The organism is Xanthomonas sp. WHRI 6106 (genome assembly GCF_040202405.1).
In the GTDB taxonomy this organism is placed as follows: domain Bacteria; phylum Pseudomonadota; class Gammaproteobacteria; order Xanthomonadales; family Xanthomonadaceae; genus Xanthomonas; species Xanthomonas cannabis.
On sequence record NZ_JBEGFC010000003.1, the window covers coordinates 407,148 to 425,078 of the forward strand.

Annotated in this window: 13 protein-coding genes and 1 other RNA gene; 6 read left to right on the forward strand and 8 right to left on the reverse strand. The window is 66.9% G+C overall.

The genetic code is table 11. The features are described from left to right. Positions 1-188 precede the first annotated feature (188 nt). Positions 189-1,382 carry an OprO/OprP family phosphate-selective porin gene (locus ABQZ09_RS07390; protein ID WP_228314544.1) on the reverse strand — a complete coding sequence of 398 codons (1,194 nt, stop codon included), beginning with the start codon at positions 1,380-1,382 and terminating at the stop codon, positions 189-191. Positions 1,383-1,637: 255 nt separating this feature from the next. Between ABQZ09_RS07390 and ABQZ09_RS07395 the strand changes: the two genes are divergently transcribed. The 4 genes from ABQZ09_RS07395 to ABQZ09_RS07410 all read left to right on the forward strand — a co-directional run bounded on the left by ABQZ09_RS07395 (position 1,638) and on the right by ABQZ09_RS07410 (position 5,711). Continuing rightward, positions 1,638-2,339, forward strand: a complete 702-nt coding sequence (locus ABQZ09_RS07395) for a response regulator transcription factor (protein ID WP_039406246.1) — start codon at positions 1,638-1,640, stop codon at positions 2,337-2,339. Further along, on the forward strand, positions 2,332-3,717 hold the full coding sequence (locus tag ABQZ09_RS07400; RefSeq protein WP_349776515.1) for a sensor histidine kinase N-terminal domain-containing protein: 1,386 nt from the start codon (positions 2,332-2,334) through the stop codon (positions 3,715-3,717). Before ABQZ09_RS07395 ends, ABQZ09_RS07400 begins: the two co-directional genes overlap by 8 nt. Next, on the forward strand, positions 3,717-4,766 hold the full coding sequence (locus ABQZ09_RS07405; protein ID WP_047696978.1) for an ABC transporter substrate-binding protein: 1,050 nt from the start codon (positions 3,717-3,719) through the stop codon (positions 4,764-4,766). Before ABQZ09_RS07400 ends, ABQZ09_RS07405 begins: the two co-directional genes overlap by 1 nt. A 306-nt stretch (positions 4,767-5,072) precedes the next feature. Then, the gene (locus ABQZ09_RS07410; RefSeq protein WP_349776516.1) at positions 5,073-5,711 is read left to right on the forward strand and encodes a response regulator; all 639 of its coding nucleotides are present in this window, start codon (positions 5,073-5,075) and stop codon (positions 5,709-5,711) included. An 84-nt stretch (positions 5,712-5,795) separates the two neighbouring features. Here the strand turns inward: ABQZ09_RS07410 and ABQZ09_RS07415 are convergent. From ABQZ09_RS07415 to ABQZ09_RS07445, 7 genes are all read right to left on the reverse strand, one after another. Beyond that, positions 5,796-5,872, reverse strand: a non-coding RNA gene (locus ABQZ09_RS07415) — sX9 sRNA. Positions 5,873-5,931: 59 nt separating this feature from the next. Then, the gene (locus ABQZ09_RS07420; protein ID WP_349776552.1) at positions 5,932-6,297 is read right to left on the reverse strand and encodes an Atu4866 domain-containing protein; all 366 of its coding nucleotides are present in this window, start codon (positions 6,295-6,297) and stop codon (positions 5,932-5,934) included. Positions 6,298-6,308: 11 nt separating this feature from the next. Next, on the reverse strand, positions 6,309-6,854 hold the full coding sequence (locus tag ABQZ09_RS07425) for a nuclear transport factor 2 family protein (protein WP_349776517.1): 546 nt from the start codon (positions 6,852-6,854) through the stop codon (positions 6,309-6,311). Positions 6,855-6,870: 16 nt separating this feature from the next. After that, entirely contained in the window at positions 6,871-7,941 is a 1,071-nt protein-coding gene (locus ABQZ09_RS07430) for an aldo/keto reductase (protein ID WP_349776518.1), read from the reverse strand. 518 nt (positions 7,942-8,459) lie between these two features. Continuing rightward, entirely contained in the window at positions 8,460-9,296 is an 837-nt protein-coding gene (locus ABQZ09_RS07435; protein WP_349776519.1) for a DUF1460 domain-containing protein, read from the reverse strand. A 289-nt stretch (positions 9,297-9,585) separates the two neighbouring features. Continuing rightward, the gene (locus tag ABQZ09_RS07440; RefSeq protein ID WP_349776520.1) at positions 9,586-12,231 is read right to left on the reverse strand and encodes a hybrid sensor histidine kinase/response regulator; all 2,646 of its coding nucleotides are present in this window, start codon (positions 12,229-12,231) and stop codon (positions 9,586-9,588) included. A 226-nt stretch (positions 12,232-12,457) separates the two neighbouring features. Then, positions 12,458-13,630, reverse strand: coding sequence for an OprO/OprP family phosphate-selective porin (locus tag ABQZ09_RS07445; RefSeq protein WP_349776521.1), 1,173 nt, complete (start codon positions 13,628-13,630; stop codon positions 12,458-12,460). 419 nt (positions 13,631-14,049) lie between these two features. On the opposite strand from ABQZ09_RS07445, the gene ABQZ09_RS07450 reads away from it, so the two are divergent. Next, positions 14,050-15,396, forward strand: coding sequence for a dicarboxylate/amino acid:cation symporter (locus tag ABQZ09_RS07450; protein WP_228314549.1), 1,347 nt, complete (start codon positions 14,050-14,052; stop codon positions 15,394-15,396). Positions 15,397-15,606: 210 nt separating this feature from the next. After that, positions 15,607-17,916, forward strand: a complete 2,310-nt coding sequence (locus ABQZ09_RS07455; RefSeq protein ID WP_039406270.1) for an NADP-dependent malic enzyme — start codon at positions 15,607-15,609, stop codon at positions 17,914-17,916. Positions 17,917-17,931: the final 15 nt, after the last annotated feature.

Genomic DNA, 17,931 nt, shown 5'->3' on the forward strand with positions numbered 1-17,931 from the left:
CACGGGGAGGGCGGAGCGCAGCGCTGCACAGGACGCGCAGTGCTGGTGATGCGGTGGTGTGGGAACGGCCGGTGGTACAAGCACACGCGCATTGCAACGATGCAGCGTCTTGCGCGGACCGCGCTGCGCACGCGTAGCGATGGCACGCAAGGCGCTCACTTCACTGCAAGGTGCGGGCGGGCACCGCATCAGAAGTCGTACTGGAAGCGGCCGGTGACCGCCAGCGTGTGATCGACCACCGCATTCATGGTGCGGTCGCGGTTGCGGCTGTCGATGACATTGAGCATCACGCGCAGGTTGGGCTTGAAGTACCAGTTGCCGCCCAGCGTCCACGACTGCGTGCTGGCATCGATGAAGTCGGGCTGCCCATCCAGATGCTGGTCGCCGCGCATGTAGTCGTAACGCAGCGCCAGCTCGAATGCGCCGCTGGGGCGGTTGGGCGTGGCGATGCGGCTGAAGCGGCCGGTCTTGCGGTCGTAACCGCGCGATTCGCCGGTGACGAACCAGCTGACCAGCCCGTAGCTCGCCAACACCTTGGCATGCTGGCTGCCATCGTCGAGCAGGCCGCCGCTAAATTCGCTCTGCCACGACCACGGGCCCATGACTTCGGCATATTCCAGCGACCATTTGTCGAAGTCGGTATCGCGGCCGTCGGCAAAACGCGCCAGGGTGATGCGGCTGTTGTTGGCCAGATCGTTTTCAGGGCGCGGCCGGATCAGCAGCGGCGCTGCGCCGGCGCTGCCCGGGTGCGAATAACGCTCGTGCGCCAGCGAGACGCCCAGGTGGCGCAGGCGCGCTTCGCCCATCTCCGGCGCAAAGGTCAGCCGGGTGCCGAGCGCACCGCCCTTGGTGGCGGAATTATCGATGCTTTCCAGGCTGTACAACGCCGTGGACCAGGTGGCATCCGGGCGGTTGGCCTGCCAGGAAATCGCCTTGCGGTAGATCGGCGCCAGCGTGGTGGAGGCATAGCCGCGCTCCAGGAACGGGCCGTAATTGGAGCCGGTGCGGTCATCGAGCGAGAAGTACTGCTTGAACTGGCCCACGGTCAGCGTACCGGCAGAAAACTTCTTGGCGATATAGACATCGCGCGCCAGGATGCCGCGGCTGCCCGGCTCGTACTGCAGGCCGGCAAATTCCGCCTCGGCCTTGTAGTTGAAGCCGTAGAACTTGCCCGCCACGTCCAGCCACGCGCGGCGGAACTGGGTGTCGTTGCGCTCGGGCGTGCCGCGATCATCGTTGTCGAACACGGTGAAGTCCCAGTGGATACGCCCGCCCACTTCCGCAGTGACCGGGCCTTCGCCATCGGCCGCATGCACTGCCGGTGCCAGGCAGAGCGCCGCACAGGCGGTGAACGCACGCAGGCGCAAGGTGTCGTTGCTCACAGACCCTCCCAGGTACATGTGTGAATCACGTTCAGCGATGCACCGCACAACCGCCGCGGCGCGTTGGCAGCAGCCTAGTCCGGTGAAGCTGTCATGGACCTGTCGTTGCTGGGCGGGGATTGGGGAGTCGGGATTGGGGATTCGTAAGAGCAGAACTGCAACAGCGGCAAGCTTTTGTGCGCGCGGCCTGTTACCTTCCGGCCGCAGCCAACCGCTGTTACGAATTCCCAATCCCTATTCACGAATCCCTGCCGCATGCGCCTGCTGCTAGTCGAAGACAATGCCGATCTCGCCGATGCCATCGTGCGGCGCATGCGCCGGAGCGGGCATGCGGTGGATTGGCAGGCCGATGGGTTGGCGGCGGCGAGCGTATTGCGCTATCAGAGTTTCGATCTGGTGGTGCTGGATATCGGCTTGCCCAAGCTCGACGGATTGCGCGTGCTGGCCGGGATGCGCGAGCGCGGCGACACCACGCCGGTGCTGATGCTGACCGCGCGCGATGGCATCGAAGACCGCGTGCAGGCGCTGGACGTCGGAGCGGACGACTACCTGGGCAAGCCGTTCGATTTTCGCGAGTTCGAAGCACGCTGCCGCGTGCTGCTGCGCCGCAATCGTGGCCAGGCCACCGAGGTGGTGCAGATCGGCGGCTTCGTGTTCGACAACGCGGCGCACACGGTGACACTTGACGGTGCGCCGATCGACCTGCCCAACCGCGAATACCGCCTGCTGGAGATATTGATCGGGCGGCTGGGCCACGTGGTGGGCAAGGACGAGATCGGCAACGGCCTGTTCGGCTTCGACGACGACGCCGGGCCGAATGCGATCGAGCTGTATGTCGGCCGGCTGCGGCGCAAGCTGGCCGGTGCGCCGTTGCGCATCGTCACCGTGCGCGGCGCCGGTTACAAGCTCGAGGAAGCCGACCCGCATGCGCCCGCAGAGCCGGCCATCGATGGCTGAGCCGCTGCCGGTGGCGCCGTCGATCCGGCGCACCTTGCTGCTGTATCTGGGCAGCCTGTCGCTGCTGGGCGCAGTGGTGCTGTTCTTTGCTGCACGCGATTACGGCGAGCGCGCGGCCAACCGGTCCTATGATCATCTGCTGGTGTCTTCGGCGCTGTCCATCGTCGATAGCGTGGCGCTGGTCGGTGGCGACTGGCAGGTGGACCTGCCGTATGCCTCGCTCGACCTGCTCGGCATGGCGCCGGAAGACCGTGTGTTCTACCGCGTGTTCGACGCGCAGGGCCGCACCATCACCGGTGAAGACACCCTGCCGTCGCCGGCGCGCGCGCCCGGCGACGAGCGCCCGGTGCTGTTCGATGCCCTCTACAGCGGTGAGCCGGTGCGCTTTGCGGTGGTGATGCACCGCGTGGCCTCGGCCTCCGGGCAGGGCGAAGTGCGCGTGCAGGTGGGCCAGACCCGGCGCGCACGCGATGCAGTGGCGCGCGATGTGGTGCTCAATGCCCTGGTGGCGATCGGGGTGTTGTCGCTGCTGGCGCTGGGGCTGGTGTGGCTGGGCGTGTATCGCGCACTGCGGCCGCTGCAACGGATCGAACGTGACCTCTCCCGGCGTGAACCGTCGGAGCTGAAGCCGCTCACCGTGCCGGCACCGCAGGAAATGCAGTTGATGGTGGCCGCGCTCAACCGCTTCATGGCACGGCTGTCGTCCAGCAACGAAACCCTGCGCGCCTTCATGGCCGAAGCCGCGCACCAGATGCGCACACCGCTGGCCGCATTGCGCGCGCAGGCACAGCTGGCCATGGACGACGACGACCCGCGCGAGATGCAACGCAGCCTGGTGGCGATCGAGCGCAACGCCAGCCACATGAGCCGGCTGCTCAATCAGTTGCTCAGCGATGCCAGCGTGATCCACCGTGCAAACCTGCAGCGCTTTGCCACCGTGGATCTGGCCGAGGTGCTGCACCAGGCCCTGCACGAAGCGCTGCCGCGCAGCGAGGGCGCACCACGCGTGCAACTGGCCATCGACCCGCAACCGGCGCTGTTGCGCGGCGATGCGCTGCTGCTGCGCGAAGCGCTCAAGAACCTGATCGACAATGCCTGCAAATATGGCGCCGGCGCGCCGCTGCAGGTGGCGCTGACCAGCGACGGCAGCCATCACGTGCTCACCATTGCCGACCACGGCCCGGGTATCCCGGCCGCCGAGGCCGAGCGCGTATTCGAGCGCTTCGTGCGTGGGCCCGACGCGCCGGCCGGTGGCGCGGGGCTGGGGCTTGCCATCGTCAAGCGCGTGGTGGAAGCGCATGGCGGGCGTATCGATCTGGCCAACCGCATCGGCGGCGGGTTGATCGCTTCGTTGCATTTTTCTGGAGGAACGGCGTGATGCGTGTGCTGTGGGTCATCGTCTTGTTGCTGATGCAGGGGGTCGCGTGCGCGGCGCCAGGCGATGTACGGCGCTTCCCCGCGCAGGGGCCGGTGCATGCGCAGCTGCGCGTACAGGGTTCCACCGATCTGGAAGTATTCGGCGCCGTCATCCAGGACTACCAGCGCCTGCATCCCGGCACCGAGGTGATCTACGAAGACGTGATCGCCTGGGACATCTACGCGCACTATCTGCAGCCCGGCGCCGGCACCTCGACCGCCGACATGCTGATCAGCGCCAGCATGGACCTGCAGACCAAGCTGGTGAACGACGGCCATGCGCTCGCCCACCGCTCGGCGCAGACCGAGGCATTGCCTGCCTGGGCGCAGTGGCGGCACGAGGTGTTCGGGATCAGTTACGAGCCGGTGGCCATCGTCTACAACACCCGCAAGCTCGATGCGGCGCGGGTGCCGCGGACCCGGCGGCAGTTGCTGGCCTTGTTGCGTGCACCCGATGCGCCGTTACGCGGCAAGGTGGGCACCTACGATGTCGAGCGCAGCGGGGTGGGGTATCTGTTCGCCACCCAGGACGGGCAGGTGGGCAGCATTGCCGGCGCGTTGCTGGCCGCGTTGGGGGCCAACCAAGTCAGGCTGGAAGAACGCACCGGCACCTTGCTCGACCGCGTCAGCCGTGGCGACCTGCTGCTGGCCTACAACGTGCTCGGCTCCTACGCGCAGACCCGCATCGACGCCGGCGCCCCGCTGGGCATCGTGCAGCCGCAGGACTACACGCTGGTGGCGCTGCGCACCGCGGTGATCCCCAAGACCGCGCCGCATGCGCCGGAAGCACGCAGGTTCCTCGACTATCTGCTGTCGCCACGCGGCCAGCAGGTGCTCTCGCGCGAGGCGCGCCTGATGCCGATCCTGCCGGCCGCCGGCGGCCGCGGCGGCTCGGCGCAACCACCGTTCCGGCCGATTCCGCTCGGCCCGGGTCTGCTGGTCTATCTGGACAAGCTCAAGCGCCGCCAGTTTCTGGATGCCTGGCGTGCGAGCACGCATCCGCCGCGTTAGAGCGTGTTATGCACTTTGAGATGAGATGCGTTGGCCCTCAGCGGTGCGGAGCGGGTGCTGTGTGGCATCGGCTTGGCTGGCGCCAGGGCAAGCCAAGCGGCGCGCGCTCCGTGCCGCTGACGGCCAACCCTCCGGGAAGCGCCCTGTAACGCGCCGATACCGCGTTGCGCGCCTTGCCCGGGCGGCCAGCCTGGGCCGCAGCGCACGCCTTGTCTCGACGCGCCACAGGACGCTTCGCACTCACCTCAAAGTAGATAGCACGCTCTGGGCAAGGCAGCGGCGGCAGCCATGTGCCAGACTTGGCGCATGGCCGATCTCACCATCCTCGTCGCCGACGACCACCCGTTGTTCCGTGCCGCCGTGATCCATGTGCTGCAGCAGACCCTGCCGCAAGCCGACGTGGTGGAGGCCTCCAGCGCCGCCACGCTGAGCGCGATGCTGCGCTCGCACCCCCAGGCCGAGCTGGTGCTGCTGGACCTGGCGATGCCGGGCGCACGCGGCTTCTCGGCACTGTTGCACGTGCGTGGCGAGCATCCGGACATCCCTGTGGTGGTGATCTCCTCCAACGATCACCCACGCGTGATCCGGCGCGCGCAGCAGTTCGGCGCGGCCGGCTTCATTCCCAAATCCACCCCGGCCGAATCGATCGGCACGGCGGTGGCCAGCGTGCTGGACGGCGGCACCTGGTTTCCGCCGATGACCGCCGAGCGCTCGGAAGCCGATGCGCAGCTGGCCGCCAAACTCGCCCAGCTCACCCCGCAGCAATTTCGCGTGCTGCTGAGCCTGGCCGATGGCCTGCTCAACAAGCAGATTGCGCACGAACTGGGCCTGGCCGAAAACACCGTCAAGGTGCACGTCACCGCGATCCTGAAAAAGCTCGACTGCTATAGCCGCACGCAGGCGGCCGTGCTGGTCAAGGCGCTGGAGCCGGAAGGCGAGGGTTGATTGCGCGTGCGCTGCGGGCTGCGGCCTGCAGCCACACCACACACGGCGCACAGCGCACGCAGCCAGTGCCCACCCATCACGTGCGGCTGCAACACCATAGCGAGCAAGCGTCAGCTGGCCATGCACGGCGCGCGCAGAGCCGCGATGTACGCGTGGTCCATGCCACACCGAGCACCGAGCGCGCCCGTCTGACGACTGCGTAGCCGTTGTGCTGGTCGCTCTACGCCGGCGGCTGCCGATAGAACACCATGCTGCCGTGATGCAGCTCGTCGTCGGTAACGAACTGGCCGTCGGCGGTGAACCCGGTGTCGTCCCAGTAGTCGATGTGAGTGCCGGTGATTTTGTAGCGTCCCTGGTAGGCGCTCTGGCGTGTGCCGCGGGCCTCGTCGTAGCGGCCGTTTGGCAGTAATTCCTGCCGGATCCGTCCGTCGCCGGTGACCCACATGCCGATAAACGGGTGCGCTTGCATGGCGTGTCCTGGTTGCTGTGGCGATGTGGTGGTGGCCTTGGTCGGCTGCGCGGCCGCTACCGACGGGCAGGCGAGCGCAGAACCGGCGCCAAGCGCCACCGCAATGGCCGCTTTCATCGGCATGTCGCTCATGGGCTGGCCCTGCGTTGCATGGGGCGTTGACCGCGCTGCAGCACGGCGTCGTAGGCGGGCAGGTCCAGGAACGCGTTGACCTCGACAGCCTTGCCGTCGTGCATCCGCATGATCCATGCGTAACGGTTGCGATAGCTGCCGCCGTCGCGCAGCGTGGCCACGCCTTCCCACTGCACGATGACATGCTCGCCATCGGCCCAGATGCGTTGCTGCACCGGGCGCAGTGGCGAGGCCAGGCGCTCGGCTAGCGGGCGGACTGCGGTGGCGATCAACACATCGCGGCCGCGCAAGCTGCCTGCGCTTGGGCCGGAGCCTTCGATGGTCCACACCACCTCGGGCGACAGCAGCGTTTGAAAGAGGTCGCTGCCGCCGGCCTGCCACTGCGCAAACGCCGCTTCGACGATGCGCTTGTTGCACACGTGTACCGGCTGCCCCGCGCAAACCTCTGCGGATGCAACGTCCTTCGACATGGCACCGGCGTTGCCTGCGAAGGTTGCGGCGACAAGCAGCGCTGCCGCCGCCAGGGCTGAGGGTCTGGTCATGGCTGCTCCGTGGTAATCAGCTGCGCAGCTGCAGCGGATGAGTGCCGTAGATCAACTGCTGCGCCATCGGCCTGCCGATGAAGCGTTCGGGGAAGATCGGCGGCAAGGCGCTGACGCTCTCCAGGCGCGCAAGCTGGTCGTCGTTGAGCACGATGTCCAACGCACCGAAGTTGTCTTCGGCCTGCTGCAGGGTACGTGCGCCCATCACCGGCGAGACCACCGCCGGGTGGCGCAAGGTCCAGGCCAGGGCCACCTGCGAGCGGGAAGCGCCCACTTCAGCGGCGACCGCACCGACCGCATCGGCGATGTCCAGCGAGCGCGCATTGAGATGCCCGGTCGATGCGATCACGCCCTTGCGGCTGCTCGACACGTCGGCCGAATTATCGTCGGACAGGTCCGCGCGGCTGTATTTGCCGGTCAGGATGCCGCCGCCCAGCGGTGACCACGGCAGCACGCCCAGGCCCAGCTCCCGCGCCATCGGCATCAGTTCGTGTTCGACGCTACGCTCGACCAGGCTGTATTCGATCTGCAGCGCCACCAGCGGCGACCAGCCACGCAGGTCGGCCAGCGTCTGCAGCTGCGCCACCCGCCAGGCCGGCGTGTTGCAGATGCCGATGTAGAGCACCTTGCCCGCCTGGACCAGATGGTCCAGCCCGCGCATGACTTCCTCCGGCGAGGTGGTGAAGTCCCAGGCGTGCAGGTACAGCAGGTCGATGCGATCGGTGTCGAGCTGACGCAGGCTGGTCTCGACCGAGCGAATCAGATTGAGGCGATGATTGCCGCCGGAATTGATGTTGCTCGCGTCACGCGCCATGGTGAATTTGGTGGCAAGCACGAAGCGTTCGCGACGGCCCTTGATCAACTCGCCGAGGATGCGTTCGGAGCCGCCGTTGGTGTAGTTCACCGCGGTGTCGATGAAGTTGCCGCCGCGGTCTGCGTAGGCATCGAAGATGCGCCTGGCTTCGCCTGCATCCGCGCCCCAGCCCCACGCCTCGCCAAAGGTCATGGTGCCCAGCGCGAGTGGCGACACCCGCAGCCCCGAGCGGCCGAGCAGGCGATAGCGATCCAGCGAATGTGTCTGTGTCATGGGGTGTCTCCCGGCAGTGGCGTTGTGCGTTATGCGATGCACTTTGCCGCTGGCAGGGCGACCAGCGTGAGCCCGGTTATCCGGGAGTCTTGCCTGATCGTCCGGATCCACGACCCCGACCGCGCCTCAGCATAATTGCGTGACCCGGCGACGTGGCTGGGTGCGCGTTGAGGTCAGGAGGCGAGCTTCAAGCGGACGCAGGTGCGGACGCAACTACGGGTGCAAGTAGAGACGCAAGTACAGACGCAAGTACAGACGCCCAAGCTGTCCTTGTTCCTGTAGGAGCGACCCTGGTCGCGAGGGGCCTTCCCCGTGACGGGCAAGCCCTCGCGGCCAGGTCCGCTCCTACAAGGGCCGCGCCAGCCCAAGCTGTCCTTGCTCCTGTAGGAGCGACCCTGGTCGCAAGGGGCCTTTCCCCGTGACGGGCAGGCCCTCGCGGCCAGGTCCGCTCCTACAACGGCCGTGGAAATAACCGCGCAAGCCAACGGGTACGACTGCGCTCTGCGCGCGTGGCGACGTCAGGGCTTGGGCCGGTAGACCACAATGCCGGCGGTCCTGGCGACGTACTCCAGGAAGGGTGAGTCCACCACCTTGTTGTTTTCCGGCCGCGAGGACGCATTGCGCAGCACCGGGCCGGCCTCGGTCATCAGGAAGATGCCGACATGGCTGACATCCAGCCCGGCCGCGGGCGAGTATCTGCCGACATAGTCGCCGGTGCGCAGCTGGCGCACGACGTTGCTGTCCACGGCAGCAGCCGGGATGTAGGTGATGGTTCGCTGCACGATCGGCAACCCGGGCAGGTAGTTGCTGCCATCGGCCTTGAGATTCAGCGCCTTGTCCACGCTGACCGCAGCGGGGCTGAGCGTGGCGGTGATGTCGTCGGCCAGCTCGTAGGGGCGGGCGACCCAGTCCGAAAAGAAATGCTTGCGATAGGGAAAGCCGACGATGCCATCGACATAGCGGGTGAGCACCAGCCGATTGACGAAATCCTGCTGCGAAGACGCCCTGCGCGCGGCTTCGACGTAATCCAGATAGGTGAAGCAATCCAGACCGGTGAAATCGATGATCAGCTTTTCCGGCGTCGTCGCCGAGCCCTGCAGCATGTTGGCCTGGTAAGGCGCGTCGAGAAAGAGGGCCGAAATCCGCTTGATCAGATGCCCCGGGCTCAGGCCGCGGTGACGGGAAACCTGGTCCAGCACCGTGTTCAGGCGCTGCACCGTGTAAGGGTTCAAGTCCGCACGGATCGGCCCGGCGGGCTGCACGGTTGCCGCAGGCGTGGCTGCCTGCGCGGGCAGGCTGGCCGCGCAGCCTGCAGACAGCAACGAGGCCGCTAGCAGTGACGTGTGTTTGAACATGGTGACTCCATCGTCCGGGGGGAGGAAATCGACCAACGCGCAAGCGTGGAATCTAAACCAGCAACACTGCAAAGGCGTTGCACGGTGTCGCCGTCGTCTGCGTGTTTATTCGCTGAGAAAGCGCCCGCTCTGTTGCCACTGTAGCGCAACAGGCGACCGGAAACCCCGCACAGGAATTATGCGAAACACCGAGATAATGTCGCGATTTACACAGTAAAAAAGCCGACGTTTGCACACGGAATCAACGCAGGCGCGCAACGCAACATCGTTCGGGACGTGGCACGCGGCTTCAACCGCGGCGCAACAGCATCTGCGTCATCAGCGCGCGTAGCGCGGGCGGGCGCACCGGCTTGGAAAGAAACCCCCATCCCAATTCCTGCGCATGCTCGCGCAATGCCGGGTCCGGCTCTGCGGTGATCAGGATGATGCGTGGCTCGCGTTGCCAGCGCTCCACCAGTTGCGGCAACAGCATGGGGCCGTAATGCCCGCCCATGCGCACGTCCAGCAACACCAGCTCAGGCGCGTCGTCGGCACTGGCAGTGGCAAGCGCGTCATCCGGGTCGCCGGAAAAATCCACGCGGCATTCCCAGCGCTCCAGCAGGGCACGGCTGGCCTCGCACACGCGCGGGTCATCGTCCACGCACCACACGCGGCAGCCGTGCAGGATGGGGTCGTTGCCGTGTTCGGCCGTGGGTGAAGGCGGCGGCAGCCGGGCGGCGATGGCGGCGCGGTCGCCCAGCGGCACGCTGACCGAAAACACGCTGCCGCTGCCGAGGGTGGAGCGCAGCCCGATCCGGTGGCCGAGCAGGCGGCCGATGCGCTCGACGATGGCCAGGCCCAGGCCGGCGCCGCGGTCGTTGGCAACCCCGTCGTCCAGGCGGCGGAATTCCTCGAAGATTTCCTGCTGCAACGCCTCGGCAATGCCCGGGCCCTGGTCGTGCACTTCGATGCGCAACCAGCCGCCACGGCGACGGCAGCCGATCAGCACGCGTCCACGCGGCGTGTAGCGGATCGCGTTTGACAGAAAGTTCTGCAGGATGCGGCGCAGCAGGTTCTCGTCGCTCAGCACCACCGCCGAGGTAGGCACCCAGTCCAGCACCAGGCCACGGTCTTCGGCCAGGATGCCGAACTCGCGTGCCAGGGTTTCCAGCAGGGGCGCGAGGGCGAAGTCGCGTACCTGCGTGTTCAGGCTGCCGGCTTCCAGGCGCGAGATGTCCAGCAGGCTGTTGAGGATGGCGTCCTGTGCGGCAAGGGCGCCATCGATGTTGTCCACCACGCGCGCGCTGCCGGGCTCGCGCACCTGTCCGCGCAGCACCGACACGAACATGCGCGCGGCATTGAGCGGTTGCAGCAGGTCGTGCACGGCCGAGGCCACAAACCGCGTCTTGTAGCGGTTGGCGCTTTCGGCCTCGCGCTTGGCGGCGGCCAGGTCGCGGGTGCGCTCTTCCACGCGGTGCTCCAGCGCATCGGCCAGCGAGCGCAGTTCGCGTGCGGCGTTCTTGTAGCTGGTGATGTCGGCGTAGCTGGTGACAAATCCGCCATCGGGCAACGGGTTGCCGCGGATCTCCAGCACCGTGCCGTCTTCCTTCTCGCTTTCGCGCATATGCGGCTTGCCGCTGCGCAGGTGATTGAGCCGCCGCTCGATCGCCGCTTCGATCGGCCCTGGCCCCAACAGCCCGCGACGCGCATTGAAGCGGAACAGGTCTTCGATCGGCCGGCCGATCTTGAGCAGCTCCGGCGGGAACCGGAACAGCTCCACATAGCGCGAATTCCACGCCACCAGATTGAGCGCCTCGTCGATGACCACCACGCCTTGCGGCAGATGTTCCAGGCTGCGGCTCAGGCCGGCATTGGACTGCTGTGCGGCGGCGACCACGCCGTCCTGCGCGGTGCGCAGTTCTTCGGCATGCTGTTGCAACAGGGTTTCCAGCTCGTGCCGGCTGCGCTGGCGCAGCGCCGACAGGCGGCGGCGCTGCTGCACGAACAACCACAGCAACGCCAGCGCCAGCCAGGCGCCTGCAGCCGCAATGGCGGCGGCGCGGCCGGCGGCGGCGCTGGCGCGGGTGTCGTGCAGCAGATGCAGGCGCCAGCCGCTTTCCGGTACCTGCTGCGTCTGCCACAGCACCGGTGCGCCCAGCGGCGGGTCGAGCACATCGGCCAGCACGCCACCATTGCCGGTCTGCTCGATCAGCCGGCGCCGCAGCGGCAGCAGGCCCTGGTTGGCGTACTGGCGGGTGCTCTGCAATTCGTTGCGGTCGCGTGGGGTCAGCGGTGCCAGCATGCGGTAGCGCCAGCGCGCGCGGCTGGCCAGAAACACCACGCCGTGGGCATCGGAGGCCAGCACGATATCCGGCGTCTGCAGCCATTCGCGCTCCAGTGCGGCCAGCGCGATCTTGATCACCACCACGCCCTGCACCTGGCCGGCCGAATCGACGATGGCCTGCGACAGGAAATAGCCCGGCTCGCTGGTGGTCATGCCGATGCCGTAGAAGCTGCCGCTGCCGGTCGCCAGCGCCTGCTGGTAATACGGGCGGAAGGCGTAATCCACGCCGACATTGCTGCGCGCCGCACGCCAGTTGCTGGCCGCCAGCGCAATGCCGCCGCGATCGATCAGCGTCAGCGTGGACGAGCGGGTGACGTTGTTGGCGCGTTCGAGCTTGCGGTTGAGCTGATCCACCTGCGCGGCCGACAGCGGGCCGGAGACGGCCGCGCGTAGCTCCGGGTCCAGCGCCAGGATCTGTGGCAGGGTGCGATAGCGGTCGATGCGCTGTTGCAGCGCCTGCGCATACAGGCCCAGTTGCCGGCGCACGGTGGCGCTTTCCTCGCGCAGTGCGTTCTGTTCGACGAAGTGCCCGGCCGCCAGCATGGCCACGACCATGCCGCCCAGCACGATGACCAGGGTGAGTAACAGGCGGCGGCGTTGCGAGGCATACATGCCGGCAAGTATGGGGGTCTGCCGCCTGATCGCGCAGCCATCGCCTCAGTGCGCGATGCATAGGCGCCCGAACGACAACGGCCGCACCCGTGAGCGGATGCGGCCGTGTCGAACACCAAGTGCGCTACGCGATGCCGGCAATGCACCGGCGAACCGCTGCCGGCAATGACTCGCTGCAGTTGGCGCCGGACCGAATGGCCGGTGCGTTGCAGCGCCCCGGCGCTGCTTAGAACTGCACCTGCGCGCGCAGTTCCATCACGTGCGGGGTCTCATGCACGCCGTTGCGCGAGGAATCCATCCAGCTGTAGTTGGCCTGGAACTTGAAGTGGCTGGTGAGGTACCAGTTGGCGCCGATGGTGGTGTCGTGCTGGCGGCCGCCGTGCACGTTGTTGTCTTCCAGGTTCAGGCGGCTGTAGCGGGCGGTCAGCTCCACCGCGCCGTAGTCGTGCGCCGGCTTGAGGTTGCCCGGCACGCCGCCGGCATAGCTGCGCGACTCGCCGGTCAGCGACCAAGTACCGTACACGTACTGGCCCTGGGCGATGAAGTGCGGCTGGCCGGCATTACGTGCCACTTCGGCACGCAGCGCTTCGCTCTGCAGCGAGAATGGGCCATGGATCCACACCGCTTCCACGCCGCTGCGGATCACGTGGTCCACATCCAGGATGGTGCCGGTGTCGATCAGGCGCACGTCGGTCAGGCCGGCTTCCGGGCGCGCACGCAGACGCACGCGCGGGCTGAACGACACGCCGCGGCCGTCGCTGAAGCCGCGCGGGTTCTCGATCGAGCCGGCGATGCCCAGGTGCAGCACGTCGCCTTCGGCCTTGGCCGGGGTCCACGCCGCATGCACGGCCTGGGTGGTGCCCGGGTTGTCGCCCTGCAGGTCCTTGCCGCCGTAGGCGCCGGCCTGCAGCAGGTACTGCTGACGCTCCAGCGTCCATTCCACGCCGGTCCGGCGGCCCTGGAACACCGCCTGCACCGGCAGGCCCAGTTCCATGAAGCTACCCGCACGCGAGCTCTGCACCGCTTCCAGGCCCACCGGCACCTTCATGTAGCCCAGGCGCACGCGGCCATAGTCCTGGCCCAGCAGCGCCTTGGTCTCGAAGCGGTAGAACACGTCCAGCCACAGCTTGGCCTCGAAGTCGAAATACACCATGGCGTCGTAGACGCCCTTCTTCTTGAGGGTGGCGCCGAATTCCTTGCGACGGAAGTCGGTGCGGTCTTCCAGGCGGTCGTCGCCGGAGAAGTTGTTGTCGTCGTACGCGTAGTTGCCGGTCAGACCCAGCTCGGTGCCATCACCGAAGGTGTATTTGGTCGGCCAGTTTTCGATCGAGGTGGCTGCAGTGGCAGCGGCGGGGACGATGGCGAGAGCCAACGCCAGGACAAGCAGGTTGAGGCGCATAGGAATGGTCTTCGGCGAGGAAAGGGGCCGGGCGTCCTGCCATGGCGATCGCGGTGAACAGCTTCAGCAAGCGCGCAGGTTCCGGACGGCGACTGCACAGAAACATCGGTGTCTGCGTTAAACGCAATTAACGGCCTGCGGCGGCGCGGCTGAAGTGTAAGACCAGGGTCGCCCGACGGACAGTGCTGCAGATGGGTGCCCGCAGTGTCCACGCGCCCCTCGCCGGCGTGGCAGGTCGTGCAGAAAGTCCTTGCCCGGCGCGGGGTTGCAACGCATGCCGCGCGGCACCGGGCAGGTGCCCGCGGCGCTGCGGCGCATTCGTAGTACCAATGGGTTATCGGCCCGGGCTGTGACGTGCGGCCAGAATGCCCGCACCGGGTGCCTGCTTAGGCACCCTCCAGTTCCCTCGGAGTGGTGCCATGCACATCAGCAAGCCTGCCGGCCCGTTGCCGGCGTCCGTGCCCTTCTACCGCCAGCTGTACTTCCAGGTCGTGGTGGCCATCGTCCTCGGCGCCCTGCTCGGCCATTTCGAACCGGCCTTCGCCGAAAGCCTCAAGCCGCTGGGCGATGCCTTCATCAAGCTGGTGAAGATGATCATCGCCCCGGTGATCTTCCTGACCATCGTCACCGGCATCGCCGGCATGACCCACCTCAAGACGGTGGGCCGGGTATTCGCCAAGGCGATGACCTACTTCCTGTTCTTCTCCACGCTGGCGTTGATCGTGGGCATGATCGTGGCGCACGTGGTGCAGCCCGGCGCCGGCATGAACATCAACCCGGCCGAGCTGGATCAGAGCGCGGTCAACACCTACGTGCAGAAGTCGCACGAGCTGAGCCTGGTCGGCTTTTTGATGGACATCATCCCGGCCACGCTGATCAGCGCCTTCGTCGATGGCAACATCCTGCAGGTGCTGTTCGTGGCGGTGTTGTTCGGCATTGCGCTGGCCCTGGTGGGCGAGCGCGGCCGCCCGGTGCTGAGCTTCCTGGAAGCGCTGACCGCCCCGGTGTTCCGCCTGGTGCACATGCTGATGAAGGCCGCCCCCATCGGCGCGTTCGGGGCGATCGCCTTCACCATCGGCAAGTATGGCGTGGAATCGCTGGTCAACCTGGCCTGGCTGGTGGGTTCGTTTTACCTGACCTCGCTGTTCTTCGTGCTGGTGATCCTGGGCGTTGTCTGCCGTCTGTGCGGCTTTTCGGTGCTCAAGCTGATCCGCTACCTCAAGGCCGAGCTGCTGCTGGTGCTGGGCACCTCGTCCTCGGAGTCGGCGCTGCCCTCGCTGATGGAAAAGATGGAAAAGGCCGGCTGCGAGAAGTCGGTGGTGGGCCTGGTGGTGCCGACCGGCTACTCGTTCAATCTGGATGGCACCAACATCTACATGACCCTGGCGGCGCTGTTCATCGCCCAGGCCACTAACGTGGACCTGACCCTGGGGCAGCAGATCACCCTGCTGGCGGTGGCGATGCTCAGCTCCAAGGGCGCGGCCGGCGTGACCGGCGCCGGCTTCATCACCCTGGCCGCCACGCTGTCGGTGGTGCCGGACGTGCCGGTGGCCGGCATGGCACTGATCCTGGGCGTGGACCGCTTCATGAGCGAGTGCCGCTCGCTGACCAACTTCATCGGCAACGCAGTGGCCACCGTGGTGGTGTCGCGCTGGGAAAATGCGCTGAACCGCGACCAGCTCAAGCTGGTGCTGGACGGCGGCTCGCCGCCGCTGCAGGCCCCGGTGAGCTCGACCGACGTCGTCGCCCCGATCAGCGCGCGCTGATGCTTCCTACGGCCCTGTTCTCCGTCGGCATGTCCGGCGGGGCGCAGGGCCGTTTTACATTGAGTTAGCCGCTCTGCGCTGCACCCGGCTGCGCCGCACGCCGCGCTGCAGCATGAATCTCCCTGCCGCGCTGACAGCTGCGCGACAGGCCCTTGTTCAGGCAGGGGGGTAGAATTCAGCCCTCCTGCGCCTTCGAGACCCACACAGCCGATGTCCACCGACGACTTCAAACAGGCCGCCCTCGACTATCACCGCCAGCAGCCGGCCGGCAAGATCAAGGTCACCGCGACCAAGCCGATGCTGACCCAGCGCGATCTGTCGCTGGCGTATTCGCCGGGCGTGGCCTTCGCCTGCGAGGCGATCGTCGAAGAACCCACCCAGGCCAGCGAGCTCACCGCGCGCGGCAATCTGGTGGCGGTCATCACCAACGGCACCGCGGTGCTGGGCCTGGGCAACATCGGCCCGCTGGCGTCCAAGCCGGTGATGGAAGGCAAGGGCGTGCTGTTCCAGAAGTTCGCCGGCATCGACGTGTTCGATATCGAAATCAACGAGAACGACCCGGACAAGCTGGTGGACATCATCGCCAGCCTGGAGCCGACCTTCGGCGGCATCAACCTGGAAGACATCAAGGCGCCGGAGTGCTTCATCGTCGAGCGCAAGCTGCGCGAGCGCATGAACATCCCGGTGTTCCATGACGACCAGCACGGCACCGCGATCATCGTCGGCGCCGCGGTGCTCAATGCGCTGGTGGTCACCGGCAAGAAGATCGAAGAGGTCAAGCTGGCCACCACCGGCATGGGCGCGGCCGGCATTTCCTGCGTGAACATGCTGGTCTCGCTGGGCCTGAAGCCGGAGAACATCCTGGCGCTGGACCGCGATGGCGTGATCCACACCGGCCGCACCGACCTGGACCCGGACAAGCAGCGCTACGCGCGCGACACCGACAAGCGCACCCTGGCCGAGATCGTCGAGGGCGCGGACATCTTCCTGGGCCTGTCGGCGGCCGGCATCCTGAAGCCGGAGATGGTCGCCAGCATGGCGCGCCAGCCGGTGATCTTCGCGCTGGCCAACCCCAACCCGGAGATCACCCCGGAAGCGGCCAAGGCGGTGCGCCCGGATTGCATCATCGGCACCGGCCGCTCGGACTACCCGAACCAGATCAACAACGTGCTGTGCTTCCCGTACCTGTTCCGCGGTGCGCTGGACGTGGGCGCCACCGGCATCAACGAGGAAATGAAGATCGCCTGCGTCAAGGCGATTGCGGCGATGGCACGGCGCGAGGCCTCCGACCTGGGCGCAGCCTATGGCGGCGAGACGCCGAGCTTCGGCCCGGAATACCTGATCCCGCGTCCGCTGGACCCGCGCCTGCTGGTGGAACTGTCGTCTGCCGTGGCGCAGGCGGCGATGGACTCGGGCATCGCCACGCGCCCGATCACCGACATGGAGGCCTACCGCGACAAGCTGGGCCAGTTCGTCTACCGCACCAGCCTGATGATGAAGCCGGTCTACGACCGCGCCCGCGCCGACAAGCAGCGCGTGGTGTATGCCGAAGGCGAAGAAGAAGTGGTGCTGCGCGCGGTGCAGAACGTGGTCGACGAAGGCCTGGCGTTCCCGATCCTGATCGGCCGCCCGGACGTCATCGAAGCGCGCATCCAGCGCATGGGCCTGCGCCTGACCGCGGGCGTGGACTTCGAGATCACCAACATCCTCGACGACCCCCGCTTCAACGAATACTGGCAGTACTACCACGCGCTCACCGAGCGTCGCGGCGTGACCGTCACCGCCGCCAAGGAGTTGATGCGCTCGCGTCCGACCCTGATCGCCGCAGTGATGGTGGCGCGCGGCGAAGCCGACGCGATGCTGTCCGGCGTGGTCGGCCGCTTCCACAAGAAGCTGGGCTATGCACGCAGCGTGATCCCGCTGGAACCGCGCGTGAGCTCCACCTCGGCGATGACCGGGGTGATCAACCAGCTGGGCGTGTTCTTCTTCCTGGACACGCATGTGCAGGAAGACCCGACCGTGGAGCAAGTGGTCGAAGCGACGCTGCAGGCGGCGTATCGCCTGAAATTGTTCGGCATCGAGCCCAACATCGCGCTGCTGTCGCATTCCAACTTCGGTAGCCACGACTCGCGCGACGCACTGAAGATGCGCCAGGTGCGCGAAGCGCTGCTCAAGCGCAAGCCCGAGCTCAACATCGACGGCGAAATGCAGGGCGACACCGCCTGGGACGAAGCGCTGCGCAAGCAGATCATGCCCAACAGCACGCTGAAGGGCCGCGCCAACCTGTTCGTGCTGCCGAATCTGGAAGCGGCCAACATCGCCTACAACCTGGTGCGCGTGTTCACCGACGGCGTGGCGATCGGCCCGATCCTGATGGGCATCTCCAAGCCGGTGCACATCCTCACCACCAGCGCCACCTCGCGCCGGGTGATGAACATGACCGCGATCGCCGCAGTGGATGCGCAGATCCGCAGGCAGCGCGACGCGGAAAAGGCGGCAACCGAGAAAGGCAACGACTGAGTCAGAAACTTGGTT